This window comes from Geomonas sp. RF6 (assembly GCF_021044625.1).
Classification (GTDB): domain Bacteria; phylum Desulfobacterota; class Desulfuromonadia; order Geobacterales; family Geobacteraceae; genus RF6.
Map to the genome: position 1 here is coordinate 5,046,149 of NZ_CP087999.1, position 21,425 is coordinate 5,067,573.

The window sequence follows — 21,425 nt, forward strand, 5'->3', positions numbered from 1 at the left end:
ATACCCTATCCGGGGGTGGCGTTCTAAAAAAGGGTAGTACAACAGGAGCCCGCAGAGGGGGTCCTAGACAGGCGCCAATCAACATTTTACAGTGTTTACAACATGTTGGAGCATGTTCCCCTTCTGCACGCTCCAAAAGAGCGCACCGGTTCCATTATGGAACAGGTGTCAGAAAGCCGTCACTGCGGATGTTCCAGATCGGGACTGACCTCCTCGAGAAGGGCTCATCAACTCCGATGGTATGTACATAATACACCTGAGCCAATTTCCACCTTATCGACACTTCTTAATTAGTGGTACGTGTCTTGCTCTCTAACGGCACCCACCGCAGCGGCAGCGGATGGCCCTTCCGGATTCCGGAAGGAACCGGAGATGGAAGAGAATAAGGATGGTTGCCCGGAGCGCCACTACCGTCGCGCGCCCTCATACCCCCTGCGAAGTGCCGCTGCATGCGACGGTAACATCTTGTAATGTGCCGGATTATGTAAACGTGTTTTTCTCAAGAACCGCTGGACAGGAAGAATATCTTTTGTGTACGATACAACCCGAATGCGGCCAAGGGGCCACATTACCGATTTTTTCTTTAATTTGCGCACGCTTAGATACTTACAAACTCCCCGGACAGAAGGCCCTCCGCAGACCGGGTCGGGCCGGTTCTCCTTAAGAGAAGGGATACCGAAAAGACGGGAGATCGGTCTCCCGCACATTAATTTTGCTTCAACGGCTTAAGAGCGAGGAAAGAGACTATGAAGAGGGAAGAGATCCTCGGCTGGTTGCGCGCCACCGACGAGAACCAGCTGGAAGCATTGTGGCAGCAGGCGGACGAGGTGAGGCGCCAGAACGTCGGCGACGAGGTGTACCTGAGAGGGCTCATCGAAATTTCCAACTACTGCGCGCGCAGCTGCGGCTACTGCGGGCTTAGGCTGGAGAACAAGGAAGTCGAGCGCTACCGCATGTCCGACGAGGAGATCATATCCTGCGCGCAGGAAGGGGTCGAGTACGGCTACGGCACCGTGGTACTGCAGGCGGGCGAGGACTACGGCATCAGCACGGAGCGGGTCACGAACCTCGTGCGCCGCATCAAGGAGGAGACGCCGCTCGCCGTCACCCTGAGCCTCGGCGAGCGTGAAGACCATGAGCTCCTCGCCTGGAAGGAGGCGGGTGCGGACCGCTATCTCCTGCGTTTCGAGACCTCGAACCGGGCCCTCTACGACAAGATCCATCCCCCCCTCCCGGGGCGCGTGTCCGACCGCTTCGCCCTGCTGCGCCGCATGCGCGACATGGGGTACGAAATCGGCTCCGGCGTCATGATCGGGATCCCCGGGCAGAGCTATGAAGACCTTGCAAACGACATAGAGATGTTCCGCACCCTCGATCTCGACATGATCGGCGTCGGCCCGTACATCTCGCACCCGCTGACTCCGCTCGGCGACCCGGAAAAGCTCCCTCCCCTTCCTGAGGGGGAACAGGTGCCGACAGGGGAACTCATGACGTACAAGACGGTCGCTCTTGCGCGCCTTGTCTGCCCGAAATCGAACATCCCGAGCACCTCGGCGCTCGCGACCCTCAACAAGGCAAAGGGACGGGAGCTTGGCCTTTGCCGCGGCGCGAACATCGTCATGCCGAACCTGAGCCCGCAGAAGTACCGGGCCCAGTACGAGATCTACCCCTCGAAGGCGTGCATCGACGAAACCGCCGCCGAGTGCCGCTCCTGCATGAGGGGAAGGATCCACTCCATCGGCAGGACGGTCGGCCAGGGGCGCGGCGACTCCCCGAACCTCAGCAAAGAAGGGTAAGGGGCGATCCATCGCGAAACTAAAGACACTCAATACTTGTGAGGTAGTACATGTGTGCAATACCGGCTTTCCAACTGAGTAAAGGCGCAGTCGATTTCATCGACGAAGGGGTCATCACGGACCTTCTCTCCGAGGGGGCACCGGACCCGGCGCAGGTGCGCGAGGTCATTGCGAAGAGCCTCGCGAAACAGGCGCTCTCCGTGAAGGAAACCGCGCTCCTTCTGAGAGCGGACCAGCCCGAGCTCATAGAGGAAATCTTCGAGGCCGCGCGCGAGCTGAAAAAGCGGGTCTACGGCAACCGCATCGTCCTCTTCGCGCCGCTGTACATCGGCAACAAGTGCGTCAACGACTGCTCCTACTGCGGCTTCAAGCGCAGCAACGTGGCTCAGGTGCGCCGCACCCTCTCCCCGGAGGAGATCAAGGGGCAGGTGGAGGCGCTGGAGCAGAAGGGACACAAGAGACTGATCCTCGTTTTCGGCGAGCACCAGGCGTACGATCCCGAGTTCATCGCCTCGTGCGTGCGCACCGTCTACGAGACGAAGATCGGCAACGGCTCGATCCGCCGCGTGAACATCAACGCCGCGCCCCTTAACCAGGACGGCTACAAGATCGTGAAGGACTCCGGCATAGGGACATACCAGATCTTCCACGAGACGTACCACCACGAGACATACGGGAAGATCCACCCGGCAAACACGCGAAAGGGTGACTACCTGTACCGCCTCGACGGCCTGAGCCGCGCGCTGGAGGCCGGGTGCGACGACGTCGGCCTCGGGGTCCTCTTCGGTCTGCACGACTGGAAGTTCGAGGTGCTGAGCCTTGTCACCCATGCGCTGCACCTGCAGGAGCGCTACAACGTCGGGCCGCACACCATAAGCTTCCCGCGCCTGCGCCCCGCCTCCGGGGTCGATCTGGACGAGAGATTCCTGGTAAATGACGAGGACTTCAAACGGGTGATAGCCGTCCTGCGCCTCGCCGTCCCGTACACCGGCCTCATCCTCACCGCCCGGGAGAACGCGGAGCTGCGGCGCGCCGCCATGTCCTTCGGCGTCTCCCAGATCGACGCCGGGAGCCGTGTCGAGCTCGGCGGCTATACCGAGGCGGGGGACGCACAGGTCATGGAGCGCGAGCAGTTCGTCCTCGGGGACGTGCGCTCCCTGGACGAGGTCATGTGCGAGCTCATGACCGATGGCTACGTCCCGAGCTTTTGCACCTCCTGCTACCGGCTCGGTAGGACCGGGGAGCACTTCATGGAGTTTTCCATCCCCGGCTTCATCAAGGAATTTTGCACCCCCAACGCGCTCCTCACCCTGCAGGAGTACCTCTCCGACTACGCCTCCCCCGAGACCCGCGCCGCCGGTGAAAAGCTGATCGCCGATGAACTCGCCCTCCTCCAGGACGGCGACATCAAGGAAAAGGTGGTCAAGTGGCTGGCCGACGTAAAGGAGAAGGGGAAGCGCGACCTCACCTTCTAAATCCACACCGACCGGGCCGGCCAGAAATGGAGGGCCCGGTGAGAGATAGCACATGCCCGACTTCCGCACCGAGAAAGACCTGCTGGGGGAGCGCCAGGTACCGGCGCAGGCCCTGTACGGCGTGCACACCGACCGGGCTTTGGAAAACTTCCCCCTGGCGGGGCGCCCGGTAAATCGCGAGCTCATTCACGCCTTCGGCGCGGTGAAGCTCGCCTGCGCCCGCACCAATCACGAACTCGGCTGGTGGGACGAAGAAAAGGCCCGGGCGATCGAGGAGGCCTGCCAGGAGATGATGGCGGGAAAGCTCGACTCGCACGTCGTGGTCGACGCGCTCCAGGGTGGCGCCGGCACCTCCACGAACATGAACGTGAACGAGGTGCTCGCCAACCGCGCCCTGGAGATCCTGGGGCGCCCCCCCGGCGATTACTGCACCGTCAGCCCCCTTGCCGACATCAACCTGCACCAGTCCACCAACGACACCTACCCTTCGGCACTGAAGGTCGCAGCCATAAATCTCCTGCGAAACCTGGAGCGGGAGGTCGTGGCGCTCCAGGAGGAGTTCCAGGGAAAAGAGAAGGCTTTCGCCCACGTGGTGAAGGTCGGCCGCACCCAGCTCCAGGACGCGGTGCTGGTGACTCTCGGCCGCGAGATGTCCGCGTATGCCGAGGCCTTTTCCCGCGACCGCTGGCGCATCTACAAGTGCGAGGAGCGCCTGCGGGTGTTGAACCTCGGGGGGACCGCGGTGGGAACGGGTCTTGCCGCGCCGCGCCAGTACATCTTCCGTGTCACGGAGAAGTTGAAGGCGATCACCGGGATAGGACTTGCCCGCGCGGAGAACCTTTTCGAGGCGACGCAGAATAACGACGTCTTCGTGGAAGTAAGCGGAATATTGAAGGCGTGCGCCACCAATCTATTAAAGACCGCCGGCGACCTGAGGCTCCTCTCCTCCGGGCCGGACGCGGGCTTTGGCGAGATCAGGCTGCCGCCGCGCCAGTCCGGCTCGAGCATCATGCCGGACAAGATAAATCCGGTCATTCCCGAGGCGGTTTCCCAAGCAGCACTCCAGGTTATGGGGTATGATCAGACCATTGCGGTCGCGGTGGCGCTCGGGAACCTGGAGCTGAACGCCTTTCTCCCCCTCATCGCCGACGCGCTCCTCAACAGCCTCGATCTGCTCACGAACGCCTGCTCGATCCTGCGCAGGCACTGCGTGGCCGGGCTCGTAGCGGACGAGGAGCGCTGCCGCCTCCACGTCGCCGGCGCTACCGCGACCGTCACCGCTCTGGTGGACGAGATCGGCTACCAGGCGGCCCAGGAGCTCTCCCTCGCCGCGAAGGAGACGGGGCGCCCGATCGTGGAGCTCGCAGTGGAGCGCGGACTTATGACGAGGGAGCACTTCGAGCAGCTCGTGTCACCGGAAAGCGTCACCAGACTCGGATCACCGTTACGAAAGGATGAGCATGAAAAGCGCACCTAAGGGAGTTCGCCTGCACATAGGCCTCTTCGGCCGCAGGAACGTCGGCAAGTCCTCTCTTCTCAACGCACTCACCCGGCAGAACGTCTCCATCGTCTCCGACGTGGCGGGGACGACGACCGATCCTGTGGAAAAGCCGATGGAGCTCCTCCCCATTGGTCCGGTTCTTTTTATCGACACCGCCGGCATCGACGACGTCGGCGCGCTCGGCGAGATGCGGGTCCAGAAGACCCGGCAGATCTTCGACCGCACCGACATCGGGATCGTGGTGGCGGTCGCCGGGGAATGGGGAGAGTTCGAGGAGGCAATCCTCAAGGAGCTCACCGAGCGCCTGACTCCCACCATCGTCGTCTTCAACAAGATCGACGTGGCGGATGTCTCCGCCGAGCACCTGGAGCGCTTCAGGCGCGACGAGATACCCTGCATCCAGACCGCCGCCATGAACGGCAGCGGCGTCCTCGACGTGCGGGAGGCGCTCATCAAGCTCACCCCGGAGGAGTACCTGAACGCCCCGAGCATCCTCGGCGACCTCGTCGGCCCCGGCGACCTCGCGGTCCTCGTGGTGCCGATCGACACCGAAGCCCCGAAGGGGAGGCTCATCCTCCCGCAGGTGCAGTCGATCCGCGACCTCCTGGACAACGACTCCTTCTGCATGGTGGTGAAAGAGCGCGAACTGCGCGACGCCCTGGGCCTTTTGAACCGCCCCCCGGCGCTCGTGGTGACCGACTCGCAGGCCTTCCTGAAGGTCGCCGGCGACACCCCCGACGGCGTCCCCCTCACCTCCTTCTCCATCCTCTTCGCCCGCAGCAAGGGGGACCTCTCCGCCTTCGTGGCAGGGGCTGTCGCCATTGAAAACCTGCGCCCGGGGGACAAGGTCCTGGTGTGCGAGGCGTGCTCGCACCACCCGATCGGGGAGGACATCGGCCGGGTGAAGATCCCGCGCTGGCTTACCCAGTACGTCGGAGGAAAGCTCGAGTTCACCCACTTCCAGGGGCACGACTTTCCCCCCGACCTCGGATCGTACAAGCTGGTGGTGCACTGCGGCTCCTGCATGTGGAACAGGCGCGAGATGCTCTCCCGCATCCTGCACTGCCAGAGGGCGGGAGTCCCCATCACCAACTACGGCCTCGCCATCGCCTTCTCACTCGGCATCCTGGAACGTGCCCTCGGCCCCTTCCCCTCCGCCCTCGAGGTGTACCGGCAGCATCTTTAGAAAAAGGAATCTATAGAAAAAGGGGACAGGCTACCCTGTCCCCTTTTTCGTGCCTGGTTCTCTAATTGCTTCCGCAGAGTGTTGATTTGCTTCAGGGAATAGCGTAAAGTAACGGCTTTGGCGGCCCGTACAGGAGAGTGTTACATGTGCATGGCAATACCGATGAAGATAGTGAGCTTTACCGGTGAGAGTGACGCGGTTGCGGAGTGCGACGGCGTGCGCCGTGAAGTGAAGTTGTCCCTGCTCAGCGACGAAGTCGGCCTCGGCGATTACGTCATCATCCACGCCGGCTTCGCCATCTCGAAGCTCAATACGGAAGAGGCGGAGGAAACCCTCGCCATCATGAGGGAAGTCCTGGAAGCGGGACAGCCGTAGCGTCTCCGGGGACCTTCAGCCCCGAAAGTCCCCCCTTTTCAAGTAGATCTTGTCAATCTCCCCCGCACAGGAAAGAAAGGAGTCCAGGACCTCCGGATCGAAATGCTCCCGCTTTGTCCTGCCGTCCCCTTCTTTCGTGATGCGCACCGCGTCGTCGTGGCTGAACGCCGCCTTGTACGGGCGCTCGCTGCGCAGCGCGTCGTAGTGGTCCACCAGCATGACGATCCGCCCTTCCAGCGGTATCTCCTTCCCCTTGAGCCCCTGCGGGTATCCCGTCCCGTCCCAGCGCTCGTGATGCGTGAGCGCGATGGAGGCTGCGACCTGTATATTGGAGTGTGTCGAGCCCGACAGGATCTTGTGCCCGATCATCGTGTGCGTCTTCATGACCTCGAATTCCTCGTCGGTGAAGACCCCCGGCTTCAGGAAGATGTGATCGGGAATGCCGATCTTTCCTATGTCGTGCATGGAACTCGCGAAGGTCAGCGCCTCCACGAAATCCCGTGACAGACCCATCGCCTGGGCGATCTTCTTGGCGTACAGGCCGAGCCGGCGAATGTGGTGCCCCGTCTCGTCGTCCCGGTATTCAGCCGCCACGGTGAGGCGCATGATCATCTCGCGACTGGCGTTCTTTACCTGCTCGGTCCGCAGCCGCACGGTCTCCTCGAGCGTCTTCTTGTAGTTCCTCTCCACCTGCAGCAGGCGACGGTAATCGAGCGCCTTTTTCGCCGAGTGCGTCAGTTGCAGCACGTTGTACGGCTTGATGAGGAAGTCAAACGCTCCCTTCTTTATCGCCTCCACCGCGGTGTTCAGTTCCGCATCGCACGTCATCAGGACGACAGGGATCTCCGGGTCGACCTTGTGGATCTCTTCCATGAGGTCGAGCCCCGACATCCCCGGCATCCTGATGTCCGTCATCACGGCCTCTATATTGTCTGTGCGTACAATCCTGAGGGCATCACCGGCATTGTCGGAGAGGACGGTGCTATACCCGTTCTGGGAAAGGAGAACCGATGCGCATTTCAGCGCGGTGCGGTCGTCGTCGACAAGGAGTATGCTCGATTTGCTCACAGGGGTTGCTTCGCTGGTCATGGTCCCCCCTCGATTTTTGAAGCCGGTCCTTCCGATATCTCCTTAAATTTGAACACACAAACCTTACCGGACCCTGCCTCATTTGCAAGGAGCGGATCCGGAAGCGGCAGGCATCTCCTCCTGCTCCACCTCCCCCTCCCCTCCCTCCTCCCGCAGGATGCGCGCAGCGGCCACCATGTTGGACAGAGCTGCTTTCGTCTCCTCCCAGCGCCGCGTCTTCAGCCCGCAATCGGGATTCACCCAGAGCCGCTCCTTCGGGACGTACGAGAGAGCGCGGCGCAGAAGGGTCACCATCTCCTCCACAGTCGGCACACGGGGGGTGTGCACGTCGAAGACCCCCGGTCCGATGGCGTTTGGGTAGCGGAAGGTGTTGAACGCCTCCAGAAGCTCCATCTGCGAGCGCGACGTTTCTATTGTGATGACGTCGGCGTCGAGTGCCGCGATCTCCGGCATGATGTCGTTGAACTCGCTGTAGCACATGTGGGTGTGGATCTGCGTCTCGTCGCGCACCCCGCTGGAGGCGAGGCGAAAGGCCTCCACGGCCCACGATAGATACTCCTCCCGGCTCCCCTTGCGCAGCGGCATCCCCTCGCGGAAAGCGGGCTCGTCAATCTGGATGATCTTCAGTCCCGCCCTCTCCAGATCCCGCACCTCGTCGCGGATGGCGAGCGCGAGCTGACGCGCAGTCTCCCGCCTCGGCTGGTCGTCCCTTGCAAAGGACCACTGCAGGATCGTCACCGGCCCGGTCAGCATCCCCTTCATCGGCTTTCTGGTGAGGCAGCGGGCGAAGTCGCTCCAGCGCACCGTCATCGCCCCCTTGCGCACCACGTCTCCATAAATTACGGGAGGCTTCACGCAGCGGGAGCCGTAGCTCTGCACCCAGCCGTGCGCGGTGAAGCCGCACCCGTCCAGCTTCCTGCCGAAATACTCGACCATGTCCGCGCGCTCGAACTCGCCGTGCACGAGGACGTCGATCCCCGCCTCCTCCTGCCAGCGCACGGCGGCTACGATCTCCGCCTCTATCGCCTCACGGTAGCTCTCGATGTCGATCTCACCCTTGCGCAGGCGGTTTCGCAGCCTGCGCAGCTCCGTGGTCTGAGGGAAGGAGCCGATCGTCGTCGTCGGAAAGAGCGGGAGATTGAGGGCCGCCGCCTGCTTCCGGCTGCGCACCTCGAAGCTGCTCTCCCGTCTCAGATCGCGCGGCGCGACATCTGCCAGCCGCTCCTCGAGCCCTTCGTTGTGCAACAGCGGGGAAGAGCGGCGACGCTGCACCACGAGGGCATTCTCCGCAAGGCGCAGTGCCGCCTCCGGCGATCCGGGGGATGAGGCGAGATAGGCGATGTCGCAGACCTCCCCGACCTTCTGGCGCGCAAAGGCGAGCCACTCCAGCACGACCTCCGGCAGGGCGCCGCCACCGCTTTCAAGGGCCGTGTCGTAGGGGACGTGAAGAAGGGAGCAGGAGGGGGCGATCATGAGGCGGCTGCTGCCGACGGCATCGATCGCCTTCCGGATGAGGGCGAGGGAAGCGGAGAAGTCGTTTCGCCAGATATTTCGGCCGTCCACGACTCCGAGGGAAAAGCAGAGTTCCTCCGGGGCTGCGGCGAGCACCTCTTCGAGTTGCTCCGGCGCGCGCTGGAGGTCGAGGTGCACTGTGTGGACCGGGAGGTGCACTGCAAGGGGGATGTTGTTGCGCAGCCCGTCGAAGTAGCTGGTGAGGATGATCCTTATCCCCGGCACCCCCCTCTTCAGCTCGCGGTAGGCGGTCCGGTACGCCTCGACGACGTTCTCCTCGAGATCGAGAGAGAGGAAGGGCTCGTCGACCTGCACAAACTCCGCCCCCGCCTCGAAGAGATCGCGCATGAGCTCCGCGTACACCGGCAGCAGCCTCTCCAGGAGCTGCAGCCGATGGAATCCCCCCTCCTTCTCCTTCCCGAGCATAAGGTAGCTCACCGGTCCCAGGAGTACCGGCTTCGCATTCATTCCCAGAGCCTTCGCCTCCAGGAACTCGTCGAGCGCCTTGCTCGACTGCACGGTAAAGGTCTGCGCCTTGTGGAACTCGGGGACGAGGTAATGGTAGTTCGTGTCGAACCACTTCGTCATCTCCATGGCGATGAGGTCGTGGCCGTCCTTCTGATAGCCGCGAGCCATGGCAAAGGCGAGATCCATGGCGGGAAGTCCGGCAAGTGGTGCATAGCGGGGAGGGATGGCGCCGACCATCTGCGACATGTCCAGCACGTGGTCGTAGTAGGAGAAGTCATTGCAGGGGATGAGATCCAGTCCCGCCTCGCGCTGCGTCAGCCAGTGCGAGCGCCGCAGCGTCTGCCCGACGGAGAGCAGTTCCTCGAGGGTGGACTCGCCGGCCCAGTACCGTTCGCATGCCTCCTTGAGCTCGCGGCGCCTGCCGATGCGCGGATACCCCAGGTTGTGGGTGAGCATTGTCGTCTCCTCCTCTGGTCGATGATGAGCAAAAGCATCCGTTTCAGTATAGCTAAAGAATCGGGGATGAGGGGCGGTAGGCGGGTGAGAGGGTGAGGATTGGTTCTACTGAAGTGGAGCATGAAGGGACGGTTTGAGGGGGATTTGCAATGAAGCGTCAGCGCTTACTCCACATCCCGGTATGGAACGCGCTCTCGGAGGAAGTTGGTGAAGAAGAAGTCCCGCCCGCTCCGTTCCACCTCCGTGGCGGTTACCTCCACCTTCCCCTTCCCCCCCGGCAGATCGACCACGAAGTGCGGAGTGGCGAGCCCGGAGGTGTATCCTCGCAAAGCCTTCAAGACCGAGATTCCGTCGTCGATCGCGGTCCGGAAGTGCGCCGTTCCCTTTACCAGATCCATCTGGTGGATGTAGTAGGGACGCACCCGGATGGCAAGGAGCTGCTGCATCAGGCGCCGCATGACCGCTGGATCGTCATTTACCCCCTTCAGAAGGACGGTCTGATTTCCGAGCGGCATCCCCGCGTCCGCAAGGCGCGCACACGCGGCGGCCGACTCGGCGGTGATTTCTGCAGGGTGGTTGAAGTGGGTGTTGATGTACAGGGGGTGATACTTCTTGAGGAGCCGGACAAGCTTCGGGGTGATACGCTCAGGGAGCGTCACCGGGATCCTCGTCCCTATGCGCACGATCTCCACGTGCGGAATGCGCCGCAGCCCCGTGAGGATCCCCTCCAGCACGTCTTCGTGCAGCATGAGGGGGTCTCCCCCGGAGAGGATGACGTCCCGGATCCCCGGGGTCGAGGCGATGTAGGCAAGGGCCGCATCCGTCGAGGCGGATGCCATCCCGGCACACCCCACTCCCCTCTTCCGCATGCAGAAGCGGCAGTACACGGCACAGGCGGAGGAGGCAACCCACACCACCCGGTCCGGGTAACGGTGGATGAGACCCGGAACAGGAGAGAGACGCTCCTCGTCGAGAGGGTCCGGGGACTGGGAGAGGTCGGCGAGTTCCAACGGGTCGGGGACGCACTGGCGCCAGATCGGATCCCCCGCCTCGGTGACGAGCCGAAGATAGTACGGCGTGATGCGCATCGGATAGCGGGCGACGACGGCGTCGAGCGCACCGGAGTCGAGACGAAAAAGCCCGGAAAGCTCCTCCGGGCTGGTTACGCTCTGCGCTATCTGTCTTTCCCACCTCTGCATCAGATCTCCAGGGCTCCGATGAGGCTTTTTACATCGGCTATGCCGTGCTCCGCCAGGTAGAGTTCCATCTCCTGCGCGATCCGCTGCGCCGCTCCCGGGTCGAGGAAGCTCGCGGTGCCGACCTGGACCGCCGTCGCGCCGGCGAGGATGAACTCGAGGGCATCCCGCCCATTCATGATACCGCCGATCCCGATCAGGGGAAGCTTTACCGCGCGGGCAGTCTGCCACACCATACGCAGCGCCACCGGTTTTATGGCGGGGCCGGAGAGCCCGCCGGTGATGTTGGCGAGGACCGGACGGCGGCGGTCGAGGTCGATAGCCATCCCGGTGAGGGTATTGATGAGCGAGAGTGCGTCGGCACCGGCGTCGGCGCACGATTTCGCCATCTCCACCACGTCCGTCACGTTCGGCGAGAGCTTTACGATCAGCGGCTTCGTGGTGTTGCGGCGCACGAGGGATACGACCTCCGCCGCGCACCCGGGATCGGTCCCGAAGACGATCCCGCCCTGCTTCACGTTCGGGCAGGAGATGTTCACCTCGATACCCGCCACCCCCGGAAGGCCGTCAAGGCGGCTCGCCACCTCGCCGTACTCCTCCAGGGTATTGCCGTAGAGGTTCGCGATGACGGGGGTGGAAACCCCTGCAAGGTAGGGAAGCTTTTCGGTGATGAAGGCGTCGATCCCCACGTTCTGGAGGCCGATGGCGTTCAGCATCCCCCCCGGAGTCTCCACGATCCTCGGGGTAGGGTTCCCTGCTTTCGGCTTCAGGGAAAGCCCCTTGGTGACGAGGGCACCGATACTGTCAAGCTCCATATACTCGGCAAATTCGGCTCCGTAACCGAAGGTGCCGGAAGCGGTCATCACCGGGTTGCGCATCTTGATCCCGGCAACCTCGACGGACATGTCCGGTCTTTGCATCGTTAACTCCATTGCAGTTCTTCGCTGTCGAAGACCGGGCCGTCCTTGCAGACGCAGCGGTAGTCCGGGGTTTCGGGGGAGTGGTTCGCGCCGGGGAGCACGCAGCCGAGGCAGGCGCCGACGCCGCACGCCATGTACGCCTCCATGGAGACCTGGCAGGGGACGCGGTGCATCTTCGCCATGACAGCGACCGCGCGCAGCATGGGGGTCGGCCCGCAGGCAAAGATCCTTTTACCGGAGCTTTGCAGGTGCCTCTCCAGCACCTCGGTCACCAGCCCCTGCTCTCCGAGGGTGCCGTCGTCGGTGGAGACGTACGTTTCCACCCCCAGCCGCTCGAACTCGGTGATGCACAGGATGTCGTCGCGGTTCCTGCCGCCGGCGAAAAGTCTTACCTTCTCGCCCTTTGCGGTCAGTTCTTTCGCGAGATAGTAGAGGGGCGCGAGGCCGATGCCACCCCCCACGAGGAGCTTCTCCTCCCCCGCAGCCCCGAGGTCGAAGCCGCGGCCGAGCGGGGCGAGGAGGTCCACCACATCACCCTGGTGCAGCGTGGAAAGGAGGCGGGTCCCCTTTCCGACCGTCTTGTACAGGATCTCCCCGTAGCTCGTGCGGCCGGACTCGGCGAAGACGGCGCTGCAGGTGCCGACGTCGAAGATCCCGAAGGGGCGGCGCAGCAGGGGGTCGATGGCGTCCACCACCCGCAGCATGAGAAAGTGTCCGGGGACCGAGCCTTCGACGACCGCGGCAGGAACGGTGAAGCGCATGCGGAAGTACCCGGGGGAGACTTCGGCATTGCTCATGACGTAAGATTTGAACTGCATGGCACTCCTTGGATTGAAACGGGAGGGAGTCTTGTCAGAAGTCGAACTGCATCAGGAGGGCGTCCTCGCCGTCGTGGTAGTAGCGCTTGCGGATCCCGCTTTCACTGAACCCCATGGCCCGGTAGAGGGCCTGCGCGGGGGCATTGCCGGCCCGGACCTCCAAAAAGAGGAAGGAGGCGCCGCGCTCGCGACAAAAAGAGAGCGCGCTTTGAACGAGTGCGCGCCCGATCCCTCTACCGCGTGCGGAGCGGTTGACTGCGACGTCGAGTATCTCCGCCTCATCCAGCACCACCTTCAGACAAAGATAGCCGACCACCTCTGCACCGGCGACGGCCACCACCGGATACCCGTGCGGCGACCCGATCTCGTCCAGAAAGTGGCACTCCGTCCAGGGGTGAGGAAAGGAATCCTCCTCGATGCGGAGCACCGCGGGGAGGTCCTTTTCCGTCATCGAGCGCACCGTGATATGCTTTTGGCTCTCCTGCACAGCGCAGTATGATAGGCAAACCCCAAGGGGAAGTAAACCGATTTTTTCGTTTTGACATTTGCGACCGGATCGGTTAGATTTCCCTTTTAATTTAACGGAGGTCGACTCTTGGACGAGACAAAAATCACCTATAAAGACGCAGGCGTGGACATCGATGCTGGTAACACGTTTGTAAAGATGATCAAACCGCTGGTAAAGGCTACCTCACGCCCGGAGGTTCTCGCCGACATCGGTGGTTTCGGTGGACTCTTCTCGCTCAACACCGGGAAATACAAGAACCCGGTGCTCGTCTCCGGCACGGACGGGGTCGGCACGAAGCTGAAGCTCGCATTCATGGCGGACCGCCATGACACCATAGGGATCGACCTGGTGGCGATGTGCGTGAACGACATCGTCGTGCAGGGCGCCGAGCCCCTTTTCTTCCTCGACTACCTCGCCACCGCGAAGCTCGACCCGGTGAAGGCAACCGCCATCGTGAAAGGTATCTCCGCCGGGTGCGTCCAGGCAGGGTGCGCCCTCATCGGCGGCGAGACCGCGGAAATGCCGGGCTTCTACACCGGTGAGGAGTACGACGTCGCAGGCTTCACCGTTGGCGTCGTCGAGCGCGACCGCATCATCGACGGCTCCTCCATCACCGTGGGGAACCACCTGATCGGCCTCGCATCGAGCGGCCTGCACAGCAACGGCTACTCCCTCGCCCGCAAGGTCATCCTCGAGCGGATGGGGCTCGGCATCAACGACACCATCGCCGAGCTCGGAAAGACGGTAGCGGACGAGCTTCTCACCCCGACCAGGATCTATGTAAAGAGCATTCTGAACCTCCTGCGCGACTTCAACATCAACGGCATGGCCCACATCACCGGTGGCGGCCTCCTCGAGAACGTGCCCCGCGTCCTCCCCCACGGTTGCAAGGCGGTGATCCGCAGGGACAGCTGGCAGGTCCCGGCGATCTTCAACATCATGCAGCAGGGGGGGAATATCGAGGAAAGCGAGATGTTCCGCACCTTCAACTGCGGCATCGGCATGGTGCTCGTCGTCCCGGAGAACGAGGTCGACGACATCCTGATCCGCCTCTCCGGGCTCAACGAGACCGCCTTCCACATCGGCGAAGTCGTCAAGTGCGAGTCGGGGAAGGAGTGCGTCGAGCTGGTGTAGCTGAGGCTGAAAGCTGAAGGGAAAAGCACCTCTCTCACTGAAGGCTGAAGGCTGAAGGGTCCACTCCTCAGACTTCAGCCTTTTTTTCTGCACGCCGGGAGCCCCCTCAACAGGGTGCCGGCAGCAGGTACAGGATGATCCCCCACAGAATGAAGAGCGAGATCAAAATAGGAGTCCTCGTCTCCGGCGGCGGCACGAACCTGCAGAGCATCATGGACGCCTGCGCCGCGGGAGAGATCAACGGCCGCGTGGTCTGCGTCATCAGCAATGTAGCCGATGCGTTTGCACTGGAGCGCGCGAGGCAGGCCGGGATACCGGCGATATTCCTGAACCACCGCGACTACGCCGGAAGGCGCTCCTACGACGAGGCGCTGGTGGAGGCGCTGAAAGGGCACGAGGTCGATCTCGTCGTCATGGCGGGGTTCATGCGCATCATCACCGAGGTTCTCCTCGACCCCTTCCCGCAGGCGGTCATGAACATTCACCCGTCACTCCTCCCCGCCTTCCCCGGGCTGTACCCCCAACGCCAGGCGCTGGAATACGGCGCGAAGGTGTCCGGATGCACCGTGCACTTCGTCGATGCCGGGACCGACACCGGCCCCATCATCGCGCAGGCTGCCGTCCCCGTCCTCGAGAACGACACGGAGGAGGCCCTTTCCGCCCGCATACTCATGGAAGAGCACCGCATATATCCGGAGGCTGTGAAGCTCTTCGCGCAGGGGCGCCTCACCGTCGAGGGGAGACGGGTCGTGGTGGCCCCCGAGTGACGACAGCTCGCCGCTGCACCACCCCTTCCCGCACAGACTGCACCGCCCCCGCTGCGCCCCCTCCCGCGCGCCGCGTCACCCCCCCTTCCCGCACCGGTTTCTCAAAGGAAAGATCATGAGCAACACCACGAAGGTCCTTCTCCTCGTACTGGCGCTTCTTTGCAGCGCAGGCTGCTCCTCCGTCACAAAGGTCATGCGCCTGGAGGACAGGGAGAGTGTGAGCCTCGAAGTCATGATGGAAGAGGTACGCAACGCGCCCCTCATCCTCGTGGGGGAGCACCACGATGTCTCGGCGCATCACAAGCTGCAACTCGAGATAGTGAAGAGACTCCATGAGCAGGGGAAGCCGGTGGCGATCGGGCTGGAGATGTTTGAAGCCTCTACGCAGGGGGCGCTCGACGCCTGGGTGGCGGGGAAGGTGCCGGTAAGCGCCTTCATCAAGGTGTACCAGTGGAACTGGAGAAATCTGCCGTGGGGGCTCTACGAGGATATATTCATCTACGCCCGGGACAACCACATCCCGATGGTGGGGCTCAATGCCCCGCGTAACATCGTGCAGCAGGTTTCTGTGCGCGGCTTCGATTCCCTCACCGACGCCGAGATCAAGTCCCTCCCGCCGGGAGTGACCGGCGAGGTGAGCGACGCCTACCTCAAGTTCATCGGCGCCTCCTACCCGAGCCACGGGAGGAAGGGGGACGCCTTCCGGCGTATCTGCGAGGCACAGATGCTCAGAAACCGCTACATGGCCCAGGGGATCAGCAGATACTTGGCGAGACATCCTGAAAGGACGATGGTGGTTCTGGCAGGTGCGGGACACGCCCGCCACAAGGGGGGGATTCCGATGGAGCTTGGCACCACATCCTACCGCGTCATCATCCCCGCCATCCCGGGACTCGGTGCCAAAAACATGACCCCGGAGGACGCCGACTACCTCATGCTGGAGTCCTTCCCCCTCTTCGACTGGCTCATCTGATCCATCCGATAGAGCCAGGCGAGGAGCTCGGCGACCGCCTGGTACAGCTGCGGGGGGATCTCGCTGTCCAGATCGACCTGCATGAGGAGCTGCACGAGCTCCGCCGATTCATGGACGTACACCCCGTTTTCCCGCGCAAGCGCAATGATCGCCTCCGCGCTGACACCGGCGCCTTTCGCCACCACCTTCGGCGCGCCGTCCCCGCCGCGGTAGGCCATCGCCACCGCGCGCCGCATGTCACTCCCCTTCTTCCTCATGTCTCACGCTCACCCGCGAAAGTCTCACCCCTGCTGCACTGCTCGCCGCCGTCAGATTGCCCCTTTCGCTTTTCAGAAGCTCGCAGCTCTCCCGCGTCTCGACGACGACTTCCACTGCCGTCCCCTGCGCCCCGAGGTGCACCCTCGCCCGTACCCCGCCGAGGTGCGGGAGGTCCAGAGCCAGCGACGCCTCGACGCCAGGATCATCCTCATCGCCGGCTTCACGCACCGTGAGCGCCATCTCCTGCCCCGCCCACGGCTCCCCCTTCCAGGAGAGGACACGGGTATTGAGGAGGAGAAGCTGCTCCCGCACCAGGGGGAGCGTGCGGTCGTCCGCTACACCGTTTCCCCGTGCCGTCCCCTCCCCCCTTTCCGCAGCACCCGCAGATGGCCGCCGCAGCCGGGAAAGCTTCCCCTGCGGCTCTTTCAAGAGTTCCGCCAGCGGCAGCGCCCCCGCCGCCCATCTGGCGAGGTGAGACTCGTAGAAGAGCCCCCCTGCCGTAAGTGCATCCTTCAATCGGGCGGCAAGGGCGGGCCCCCCCTCCCCTGCGCGGCCAAGAAGCGGGCCCTGCACCGGGAAAGGAGCCGCCTCCTCATCAGGAGCCCCTGCCAGCCACCTGCCGAGAGAGCTCACGCGCACCGGCTCAGCCGCCCCCTCGCCGTGCTGCAGTTCGAAGAGGACCTGGGGATCGGAGGAGACGAAGGCAAGGGAGACGCTATCCCCCTTCTTCAGCTGCGCGGGGAGCGCCAGCTGAAAGGTCTCCCCCTCCACCTGCACGAGGTAGAGGTTTCGCCCCAAGGTCTGCACCACCTCACCCTTTACCTGCTGCCCCGGAGCGAGCTGCAGCTTCGCCGCGGAGAGCTTCTCTTCCTCCACCGTGGGGGAAGGTATCGACAGCTCGGGAGGATCCGGCACTATCGCCGCGGGAGCGTCCCCCCCCTCAGGGAGCTCCGCCGCGATCCCTTCCTGGGGGAGCCCTTCCCCTCCTTCCGGGAGCGAGAGCCTCTTCCCGAGGAAACTGAGGGAGACGGCCTCCCCCCCCTGCTGCCCCCCGCGCACCTCGAAGACCACCCGAGGCTTGACCGCAACGAGAGTCAGCGGTACGCTCTGTCCCGGTTGCACTACCCGCGGTATCTCCAGCTTGAAGAGCTCTCCGGCGACGCGCGCAAGATAGAGGTGGTTGCTCAGCGTGGAGATGATCTCCGCCTTCACCTGCTGCCCCGGATTGAGCTGCAGATGGGCTGCGGAGCGCTGCTCGGACTCCTGCCCCGGTTGCCGCGCCGAATCGCGCGCCAGAAGTTCCAGCAGCTGCCTTTGTACGTTGTCGCTGACGAGCATCCTCTCCCCCGGCCGAAAGTGCGGCACATCGCTATCACTTTTCGGCAGAAGCGGTAAAAAGTGTAGTACAAACGGCTCACCGGGAGGGGTAAATAGATCCGCTTCTTTCCGGCACATGGAAAAAAGGGATCGCCACTGGCCGCCAGAAAGAGGGGGCATGACGGCACTAAACGCTAAACCTCCCGGAAACGCTGCCGATAAGCTAGAAAGACACTTCCCCTGCCCGAACAGAAAGGACCGGCATCCGATGAAACAGCCATTGCGTATCTTGGTCATAGATGACTCCACCGAAGATACGGCTCTGATCATACGCTGGCTGCAGCAGGAGTTCTCCGCGATCGGACACGAGCGTGTCGAGACAGCGCAGGAGATGCGGGAGGCGCTGGCGCGGGAGTCGTGGCATCTGGTCATTTCCGACTACTTCATGCCGCACTTCAGCGGCCTCTGTGCGCTGCAGGTCCTTCACGAAAGCGGCAGGGATCTCCCCTTCATCCTCCTCTCCGGGCAGGCGGGAGAGGATCTCGCAGTAGAGGCGATGCGCGCCGGCGCACACGACTACCTCGTCAAGGACAACCTCACCCGACTCATTCCCGCCGTAAAAAGAGAGCTGAAGGAGGCCCTGGTGCGCCGGGAGCGGCGCATCGCGCAGGAGGCGCTCAGAGCGACCGAGGCCCGCTTCCAGAGCCTCGTGGAGCAGTCGCTGGTCGGCATCTTCATGCTCGGCCAGGAGCGCTTCACCTACGTGAACCCGAAGTTCGCCCAGATGTTCGGCTATCGCCAGGACGAACTGATCGATTGCAAGGGGCTCCTCGACCTCGTGGCGACCGACGACCAGGTCCCGGTTATGCTGAACTTCCTGCGACCCCTTTCGGAAAAGAAGGAGAACGTGCACCTCTTCTTCAAGGGGAGGCGCAACGATCAGCAGCTTATCGAGCTGGAGGCGAACGGCACGAGGACGCGCCACGACGGCAACGAGGCTATCATCGGCACCCTTTTGGACATCTCGGACCGAAAGCGCGCCGAGGAGCAGCTGAGCAAGCTCTCGGCCGCCGTGGAGCAGAGCCCGGTGGCGGTGGTCATCACCGATCTGAAGGGGAACATCGAGTACGTGAACCCGAAGTTCACCGAGCTCACCGGCTATACGGAGATGGAGGTCCTCGGCCAGAACCCGCGTATCCTCAAGTCGGGGGAGATGGACGACGCCTTCTATCGCAACCTGTGGCAGACGATCAGCGCCGGGAGCGACTGGCACGGGGAGTTTCACAACAGGAAAAAGAGCGGGGAGCTGTACTGGGAGAGTGCCTCCATATCGGCTGTGCGAAACAGCGACGGGCGCATAACCCACTTCGTGGGGGTGAAGGAGGACATCACGCAGCGAAAGCGCGAGGTGGACCAGGTGCGCCAGGCGCAGAAGATGGAGGCGATCGGCCAGCTCGCCGGGGGTATCGCCCACGACTTCAACAACCTGCTCACCATCATAAACGGCTACAGCACGCTCCTGCTGAAGGACCTCACGCAGGGGACCGTCATGTACCGGGAGGCGGAGCAGATCCTTAAAGCCGGGGAGCGCGCAGCGGATCTCACGCGGCAGCTCCTGAGCTTCAGCCGGCGCCAGATCCTCGAGCCGCGCATCCTGAACGTGAACGAGCAGGTGCGCTCCATCGAAAAGATGCTGCGCCGCCTCATCGGGGAGCATGTGGAGCTCGTCACCACGCTCGGAAGCGACACGGGACTTGTAAAGATTGACCCGGGGCAGGTGGAGCAGGTCATCATGAACCTCGTGGTGAACGCGCGGGACGCCTCCGAGACCGGAGGGCTCATCACCATCGAGACCGCGAACTGCGACATCGACAGGGCTTTTTGCCTCTCGCACCCCGGCGCCTATCCGGGGAGCTATGTGAGGCTCTCGGTGAAGGATCGCGGCTTCGGCATGAGCGACGAGGTGAAGAGGCGGGTGTTCGAGCCGTTTTTCACCACAAAGGAGATGGGGCGCGGTACCGGGCTCGGGCTTGCAACCGTGTACGGCATCGTGAAGCAGAGCAGCGGCTACATCGAGGTCATCAGCCAGCCTGAGCAGGGCGCGACTTTCAACATCTATTTTCCGCGGGTCTTCGAGAAGCCCGTGGAGGTGGTGGAGGAAACGGCCGAGGACGAAGCGGAAGGGAGGCAGACGATCCTGGTGGTGGAGGATGAACCGGGTGTGCTGCAACTGGTGGTGCAGACCCTGACGAAGAAGGGGTTTACCGTCCTGGAGACGACCGATCCGCTGTATGGCGTCACCATCTTCGAGGAAAACGCAGGGAGGATCGACCTCCTCCTGACCGACGTGGTGATGCCCTTCATGAGCGGGCCGAAGCTCGCGCAAACCCTGCTGCAGAAGAACCCGCGGCTCAAGGTCCTCTTCATGTCCGGGCACACGGACGACAAGATCGGTTTCGAGAAGGTACTGGAAGAGGGGGCGCCCTTCCTCCCGAAGCCGTTCGGAAGCGACGCCCTGATCGCAAAGGTAAAGCAGACGCTTGGGGACTCCCTTTCCGCCGCAGAGGAACAACATCTATCGGGAGGTAGCTATTGAGAGGGAACATCCTTATCGCCGATGACGAGGAGATGATCCGCGGCCTGATAAACCTGACACTCTCGAAGGAAGGTTTCACCTGCCACGAGGCGAGCAGCGCAGAGGAAGGGCTGGAGATCGTCCGGAAGGTGGACCTCGACATGGCCCTTTTGGACATCATGATGCCGGGGCGTTCGGGAATCGAGCTCCTAAAAGACATGAAGCAGATGTCTCCGGACACCGTGGTCCTGATGATCACCGCCAGAACCGACATCGACACTGCACTTTCCTGCATCCACCACGGCGCGGAAGACTACATCACGAAGCCTTTCAACGTGGACCGGGTCCTTCTCACGGTGAAAAACGTACTGGAGAAGCGCGCGCTCACCCTCGAGAACAAGGAGTACCAGATAAACCTCGAGCAGAAGGTCCGCGAGCAGACGGAAGTGATCCGCACCGTCATGGGGGAGATAAATCAGGCGTACGAGCACACCCTCGCGGCACTGATACGGGCGCTCGACGCGCGGGAGAAAGAGGTCGGCTCCCATTCCGAGAGGGTGATGGCGTACGCCACCCTTCTGGCCCGGCAGGCGGGGATGGACGAGGCGGGGTGCTCCATACTGGCGAAGGGGGCGCTTCTGCACGACATCGGAAAGATCGGCATCTCCGACAACATCCTGCTGAAGCCTTCGAGGCTGAACGAGGCGGAGTGGGAGATCATGCGCCAGCACCCGCTGGTCGGTTTCGAGATCCTGGATGGGATCAAGTATTTCGAGGGGGCCGCGGAGCTGGTACTGTCACACCACGAGCGCTTTGACGGGATGGGGTATCCGCACGGGCTGTGCGGCATCGGCATACCGATGAATGCGAGGATCTTCGCCCTTTCCGACACGCTGGACGCCATGACCTCCGACCGCCCCTACCGCAAAGGTCTATCCTTCGAGACGGTGCGGGAAGAGGTGGTCCGCTGCAGCGGCTCCCAGTTCGACCCGAAGCTCGTGGAGGTGTTCATGGAGATCCCGAAGGGAGCCTGGGAAGCCGCGGCGGGAAGGGAACTGAACTAGAGATAGGGCTTCAACGCTGCCGCAAAGTAAAAAAGAG

18 protein-coding genes are annotated in these 21,425 nt (G+C 62.9%); 10 read left to right on the plus strand and 8 right to left on the minus strand.

All coding sequences use genetic code 11. The features are described 5' to 3' along the window. The first annotated feature begins 746 nt into the window (after positions 1-746). From hydE to LPW11_RS21450, 5 genes are all read left to right on the plus strand, one after another. Positions 747-1,796 carry a [FeFe] hydrogenase H-cluster radical SAM maturase HydE gene (gene hydE / locus LPW11_RS21430; RefSeq protein WP_230995901.1) on the plus strand — a complete coding sequence of 350 codons (1,050 nt, stop codon included), beginning with the start codon at positions 747-749 and terminating at the stop codon, positions 1,794-1,796. Between the two features lie 50 nt (positions 1,797-1,846). Next, positions 1,847-3,271 carry a [FeFe] hydrogenase H-cluster radical SAM maturase HydG gene (gene hydG, locus LPW11_RS21435; RefSeq protein ID WP_230995902.1) on the plus strand — a complete coding sequence of 475 codons (1,425 nt, stop codon included), beginning with the start codon at positions 1,847-1,849 and terminating at the stop codon, positions 3,269-3,271. A 52-nt stretch (positions 3,272-3,323) separates the two neighbouring features. Further along, complete coding sequence (locus LPW11_RS21440; RefSeq protein ID WP_230995903.1) at positions 3,324-4,748, plus strand: aspartate ammonia-lyase; 1,425 nt, start codon at positions 3,324-3,326, stop codon at positions 4,746-4,748. Further along, complete coding sequence (hydF, locus tag LPW11_RS21445; protein WP_230995904.1) at positions 4,732-5,958, plus strand: [FeFe] hydrogenase H-cluster maturation GTPase HydF; 1,227 nt, start codon at positions 4,732-4,734, stop codon at positions 5,956-5,958. Before LPW11_RS21440 ends, hydF begins: the two co-directional genes overlap by 17 nt. A gap of 144 nt (positions 5,959-6,102) precedes the next feature. Beyond that, positions 6,103-6,333 (plus strand): HypC/HybG/HupF family hydrogenase formation chaperone, encoded by a 231-nt coding sequence (locus tag LPW11_RS21450; RefSeq protein ID WP_230995905.1) that lies wholly within the window; start codon positions 6,103-6,105, stop codon positions 6,331-6,333. 15 nt (positions 6,334-6,348) lie between these two features. Here LPW11_RS21450 and LPW11_RS21455 read toward each other — a convergent pair whose 3' ends face one another. The 6 genes from LPW11_RS21455 to rimI all read right to left on the minus strand — a co-directional run bounded on the left by LPW11_RS21455 (position 6,349) and on the right by rimI (position 13,243). Beyond that, positions 6,349-7,422 carry an HD domain-containing phosphohydrolase gene (locus LPW11_RS21455; protein WP_230995906.1) on the minus strand — a complete coding sequence of 358 codons (1,074 nt, stop codon included), beginning with the start codon at positions 7,420-7,422 and terminating at the stop codon, positions 6,349-6,351. A gap of 78 nt (positions 7,423-7,500) precedes the next feature. Beyond that, entirely contained in the window at positions 7,501-9,858 is a 2,358-nt protein-coding gene (metE, locus tag LPW11_RS21460) for a 5-methyltetrahydropteroyltriglutamate--homocysteine S-methyltransferase (protein WP_230995907.1), read from the minus strand. 164 nt (positions 9,859-10,022) lie between these two features. Then, entirely contained in the window at positions 10,023-11,057 is a 1,035-nt protein-coding gene (locus LPW11_RS21465) for a KamA family radical SAM protein (RefSeq protein WP_230995908.1), read from the minus strand. After that, positions 11,057-11,974 carry a dihydroorotate dehydrogenase gene (locus LPW11_RS21470; protein WP_230995909.1) on the minus strand — a complete coding sequence of 306 codons (918 nt, stop codon included), beginning with the start codon at positions 11,972-11,974 and terminating at the stop codon, positions 11,057-11,059. The genes LPW11_RS21465 and LPW11_RS21470 overlap by 1 nt, the downstream gene beginning before the upstream one ends. Before the next feature lie 2 nt (positions 11,975-11,976). Continuing rightward, positions 11,977-12,792 (minus strand): dihydroorotate dehydrogenase electron transfer subunit, encoded by an 816-nt coding sequence (locus LPW11_RS21475; RefSeq protein ID WP_230995910.1) that lies wholly within the window; start codon positions 12,790-12,792, stop codon positions 11,977-11,979. 34 nt (positions 12,793-12,826) lie between these two features. Beyond that, positions 12,827-13,243 (minus strand): ribosomal protein S18-alanine N-acetyltransferase, encoded by a 417-nt coding sequence (gene rimI / locus LPW11_RS21480; protein ID WP_230995911.1) that lies wholly within the window; start codon positions 13,241-13,243, stop codon positions 12,827-12,829. 144 nt (positions 13,244-13,387) lie between these two features. On the opposite strand from rimI, the gene purM reads away from it, so the two are divergent. The 3 genes from purM to LPW11_RS21495 all read left to right on the plus strand — a co-directional run bounded on the left by purM (position 13,388) and on the right by LPW11_RS21495 (position 16,174). Then, the gene (gene purM, locus LPW11_RS21485) at positions 13,388-14,434 is read left to right on the plus strand and encodes a phosphoribosylformylglycinamidine cyclo-ligase (RefSeq protein ID WP_269145363.1); all 1,047 of its coding nucleotides are present in this window, start codon (positions 13,388-13,390) and stop codon (positions 14,432-14,434) included. Between the two features lie 149 nt (positions 14,435-14,583). Further along, positions 14,584-15,201, plus strand: a complete 618-nt coding sequence (gene purN, locus LPW11_RS21490) for a phosphoribosylglycinamide formyltransferase (RefSeq protein ID WP_230995912.1) — start codon at positions 14,584-14,586, stop codon at positions 15,199-15,201. A 115-nt stretch (positions 15,202-15,316) separates the two neighbouring features. Next, a complete protein-coding gene (locus LPW11_RS21495) occupies positions 15,317-16,174 on the plus strand; it encodes a ChaN family lipoprotein (protein WP_230995913.1) in 858 nt (285 codons plus the stop codon). Here the strand turns inward: LPW11_RS21495 and LPW11_RS21500 are convergent. Next, positions 16,129-16,431, minus strand: coding sequence for an EscU/YscU/HrcU family type III secretion system export apparatus switch protein (locus LPW11_RS21500; RefSeq protein WP_230995914.1), 303 nt, complete (start codon positions 16,429-16,431; stop codon positions 16,129-16,131). The genes LPW11_RS21495 and LPW11_RS21500 overlap by 46 nt on opposite strands. Beyond that, positions 16,412-17,797, minus strand: coding sequence for a flagellar hook-length control protein FliK (gene fliK, locus LPW11_RS21505; RefSeq protein ID WP_230995915.1), 1,386 nt, complete (start codon positions 17,795-17,797; stop codon positions 16,412-16,414). Before fliK ends, LPW11_RS21500 begins: the two co-directional genes overlap by 20 nt. Before the next feature lie 232 nt (positions 17,798-18,029). Here fliK and LPW11_RS21510 point away from each other — a divergent pair, with 232 nt between their 5' ends. Together LPW11_RS21510 and LPW11_RS21515 are read left to right on the plus strand one after the other, a co-directional pair. Next, on the plus strand, positions 18,030-20,345 hold the full coding sequence (locus LPW11_RS21510; protein ID WP_230995916.1) for a PAS domain S-box protein: 2,316 nt from the start codon (positions 18,030-18,032) through the stop codon (positions 20,343-20,345). After that, entirely contained in the window at positions 20,342-21,388 is a 1,047-nt protein-coding gene (locus tag LPW11_RS21515) for an HD domain-containing phosphohydrolase (protein WP_230995917.1), read from the plus strand. The genes LPW11_RS21510 and LPW11_RS21515 overlap by 4 nt, the downstream gene beginning before the upstream one ends. Positions 21,389-21,425 lie beyond the last annotated feature (37 nt).

What these genes read in the sequence shown, in the direction of transcription:
- hydE (WP_230995901.1), top strand. Translation starts at nt 747, where the DNA reads ATGAAGAGGGAAGAGATCCTCGGCTGGTTGCGCGCCACCGACGAGAAC.
- hydG (WP_230995902.1), top strand. Translation starts at nt 1,847, where the DNA reads ATGTGTGCAATACCGGCTTTCCAACTGAGTAAAGGCGCAGTCGATTTC.
- LPW11_RS21440 (WP_230995903.1), top strand. Translation starts at nt 3,324, where the DNA reads ATGCCCGACTTCCGCACCGAGAAAGACCTGCTGGGGGAGCGCCAGGTA.
- hydF (WP_230995904.1), top strand. Translation starts at nt 4,732, where the DNA reads ATGAAAAGCGCACCTAAGGGAGTTCGCCTGCACATAGGCCTCTTCGGC.
- LPW11_RS21450 (WP_230995905.1), top strand. Translation starts at nt 6,103, where the DNA reads ATGTGCATGGCAATACCGATGAAGATAGTGAGCTTTACCGGTGAGAGT.
- LPW11_RS21455 (WP_230995906.1), bottom strand. Translation starts at nt 7,422, where the DNA reads ATGACCAGCGAAGCAACCCCTGTGAGCAAATCGAGCATACTCCTTGTC.
- metE (WP_230995907.1), bottom strand. Translation starts at nt 9,858, where the DNA reads ATGCTCACCCACAACCTGGGGTATCCGCGCATCGGCAGGCGCCGCGAG.
- LPW11_RS21465 (WP_230995908.1), bottom strand. Translation starts at nt 11,057, where the DNA reads ATGCAGAGGTGGGAAAGACAGATAGCGCAGAGCGTAACCAGCCCGGAG.
- LPW11_RS21470 (WP_230995909.1), bottom strand. Translation starts at nt 11,974, where the DNA reads ATGCAAAGACCGGACATGTCCGTCGAGGTTGCCGGGATCAAGATGCGC.
- LPW11_RS21475 (WP_230995910.1), bottom strand. Translation starts at nt 12,792, where the DNA reads ATGCAGTTCAAATCTTACGTCATGAGCAATGCCGAAGTCTCCCCCGGG.
- rimI (WP_230995911.1), bottom strand. Translation starts at nt 13,243, where the DNA reads ATGACGGAAAAGGACCTCCCCGCGGTGCTCCGCATCGAGGAGGATTCC.
- purN (WP_230995912.1), top strand. Translation starts at nt 14,584, where the DNA reads ATGAAGAGCGAGATCAAAATAGGAGTCCTCGTCTCCGGCGGCGGCACG.
- LPW11_RS21495 (WP_230995913.1), top strand. Translation starts at nt 15,317, where the DNA reads ATGAGCAACACCACGAAGGTCCTTCTCCTCGTACTGGCGCTTCTTTGC.
- LPW11_RS21500 (WP_230995914.1), bottom strand. Translation starts at nt 16,431, where the DNA reads ATGAGGAAGAAGGGGAGTGACATGCGGCGCGCGGTGGCGATGGCCTAC.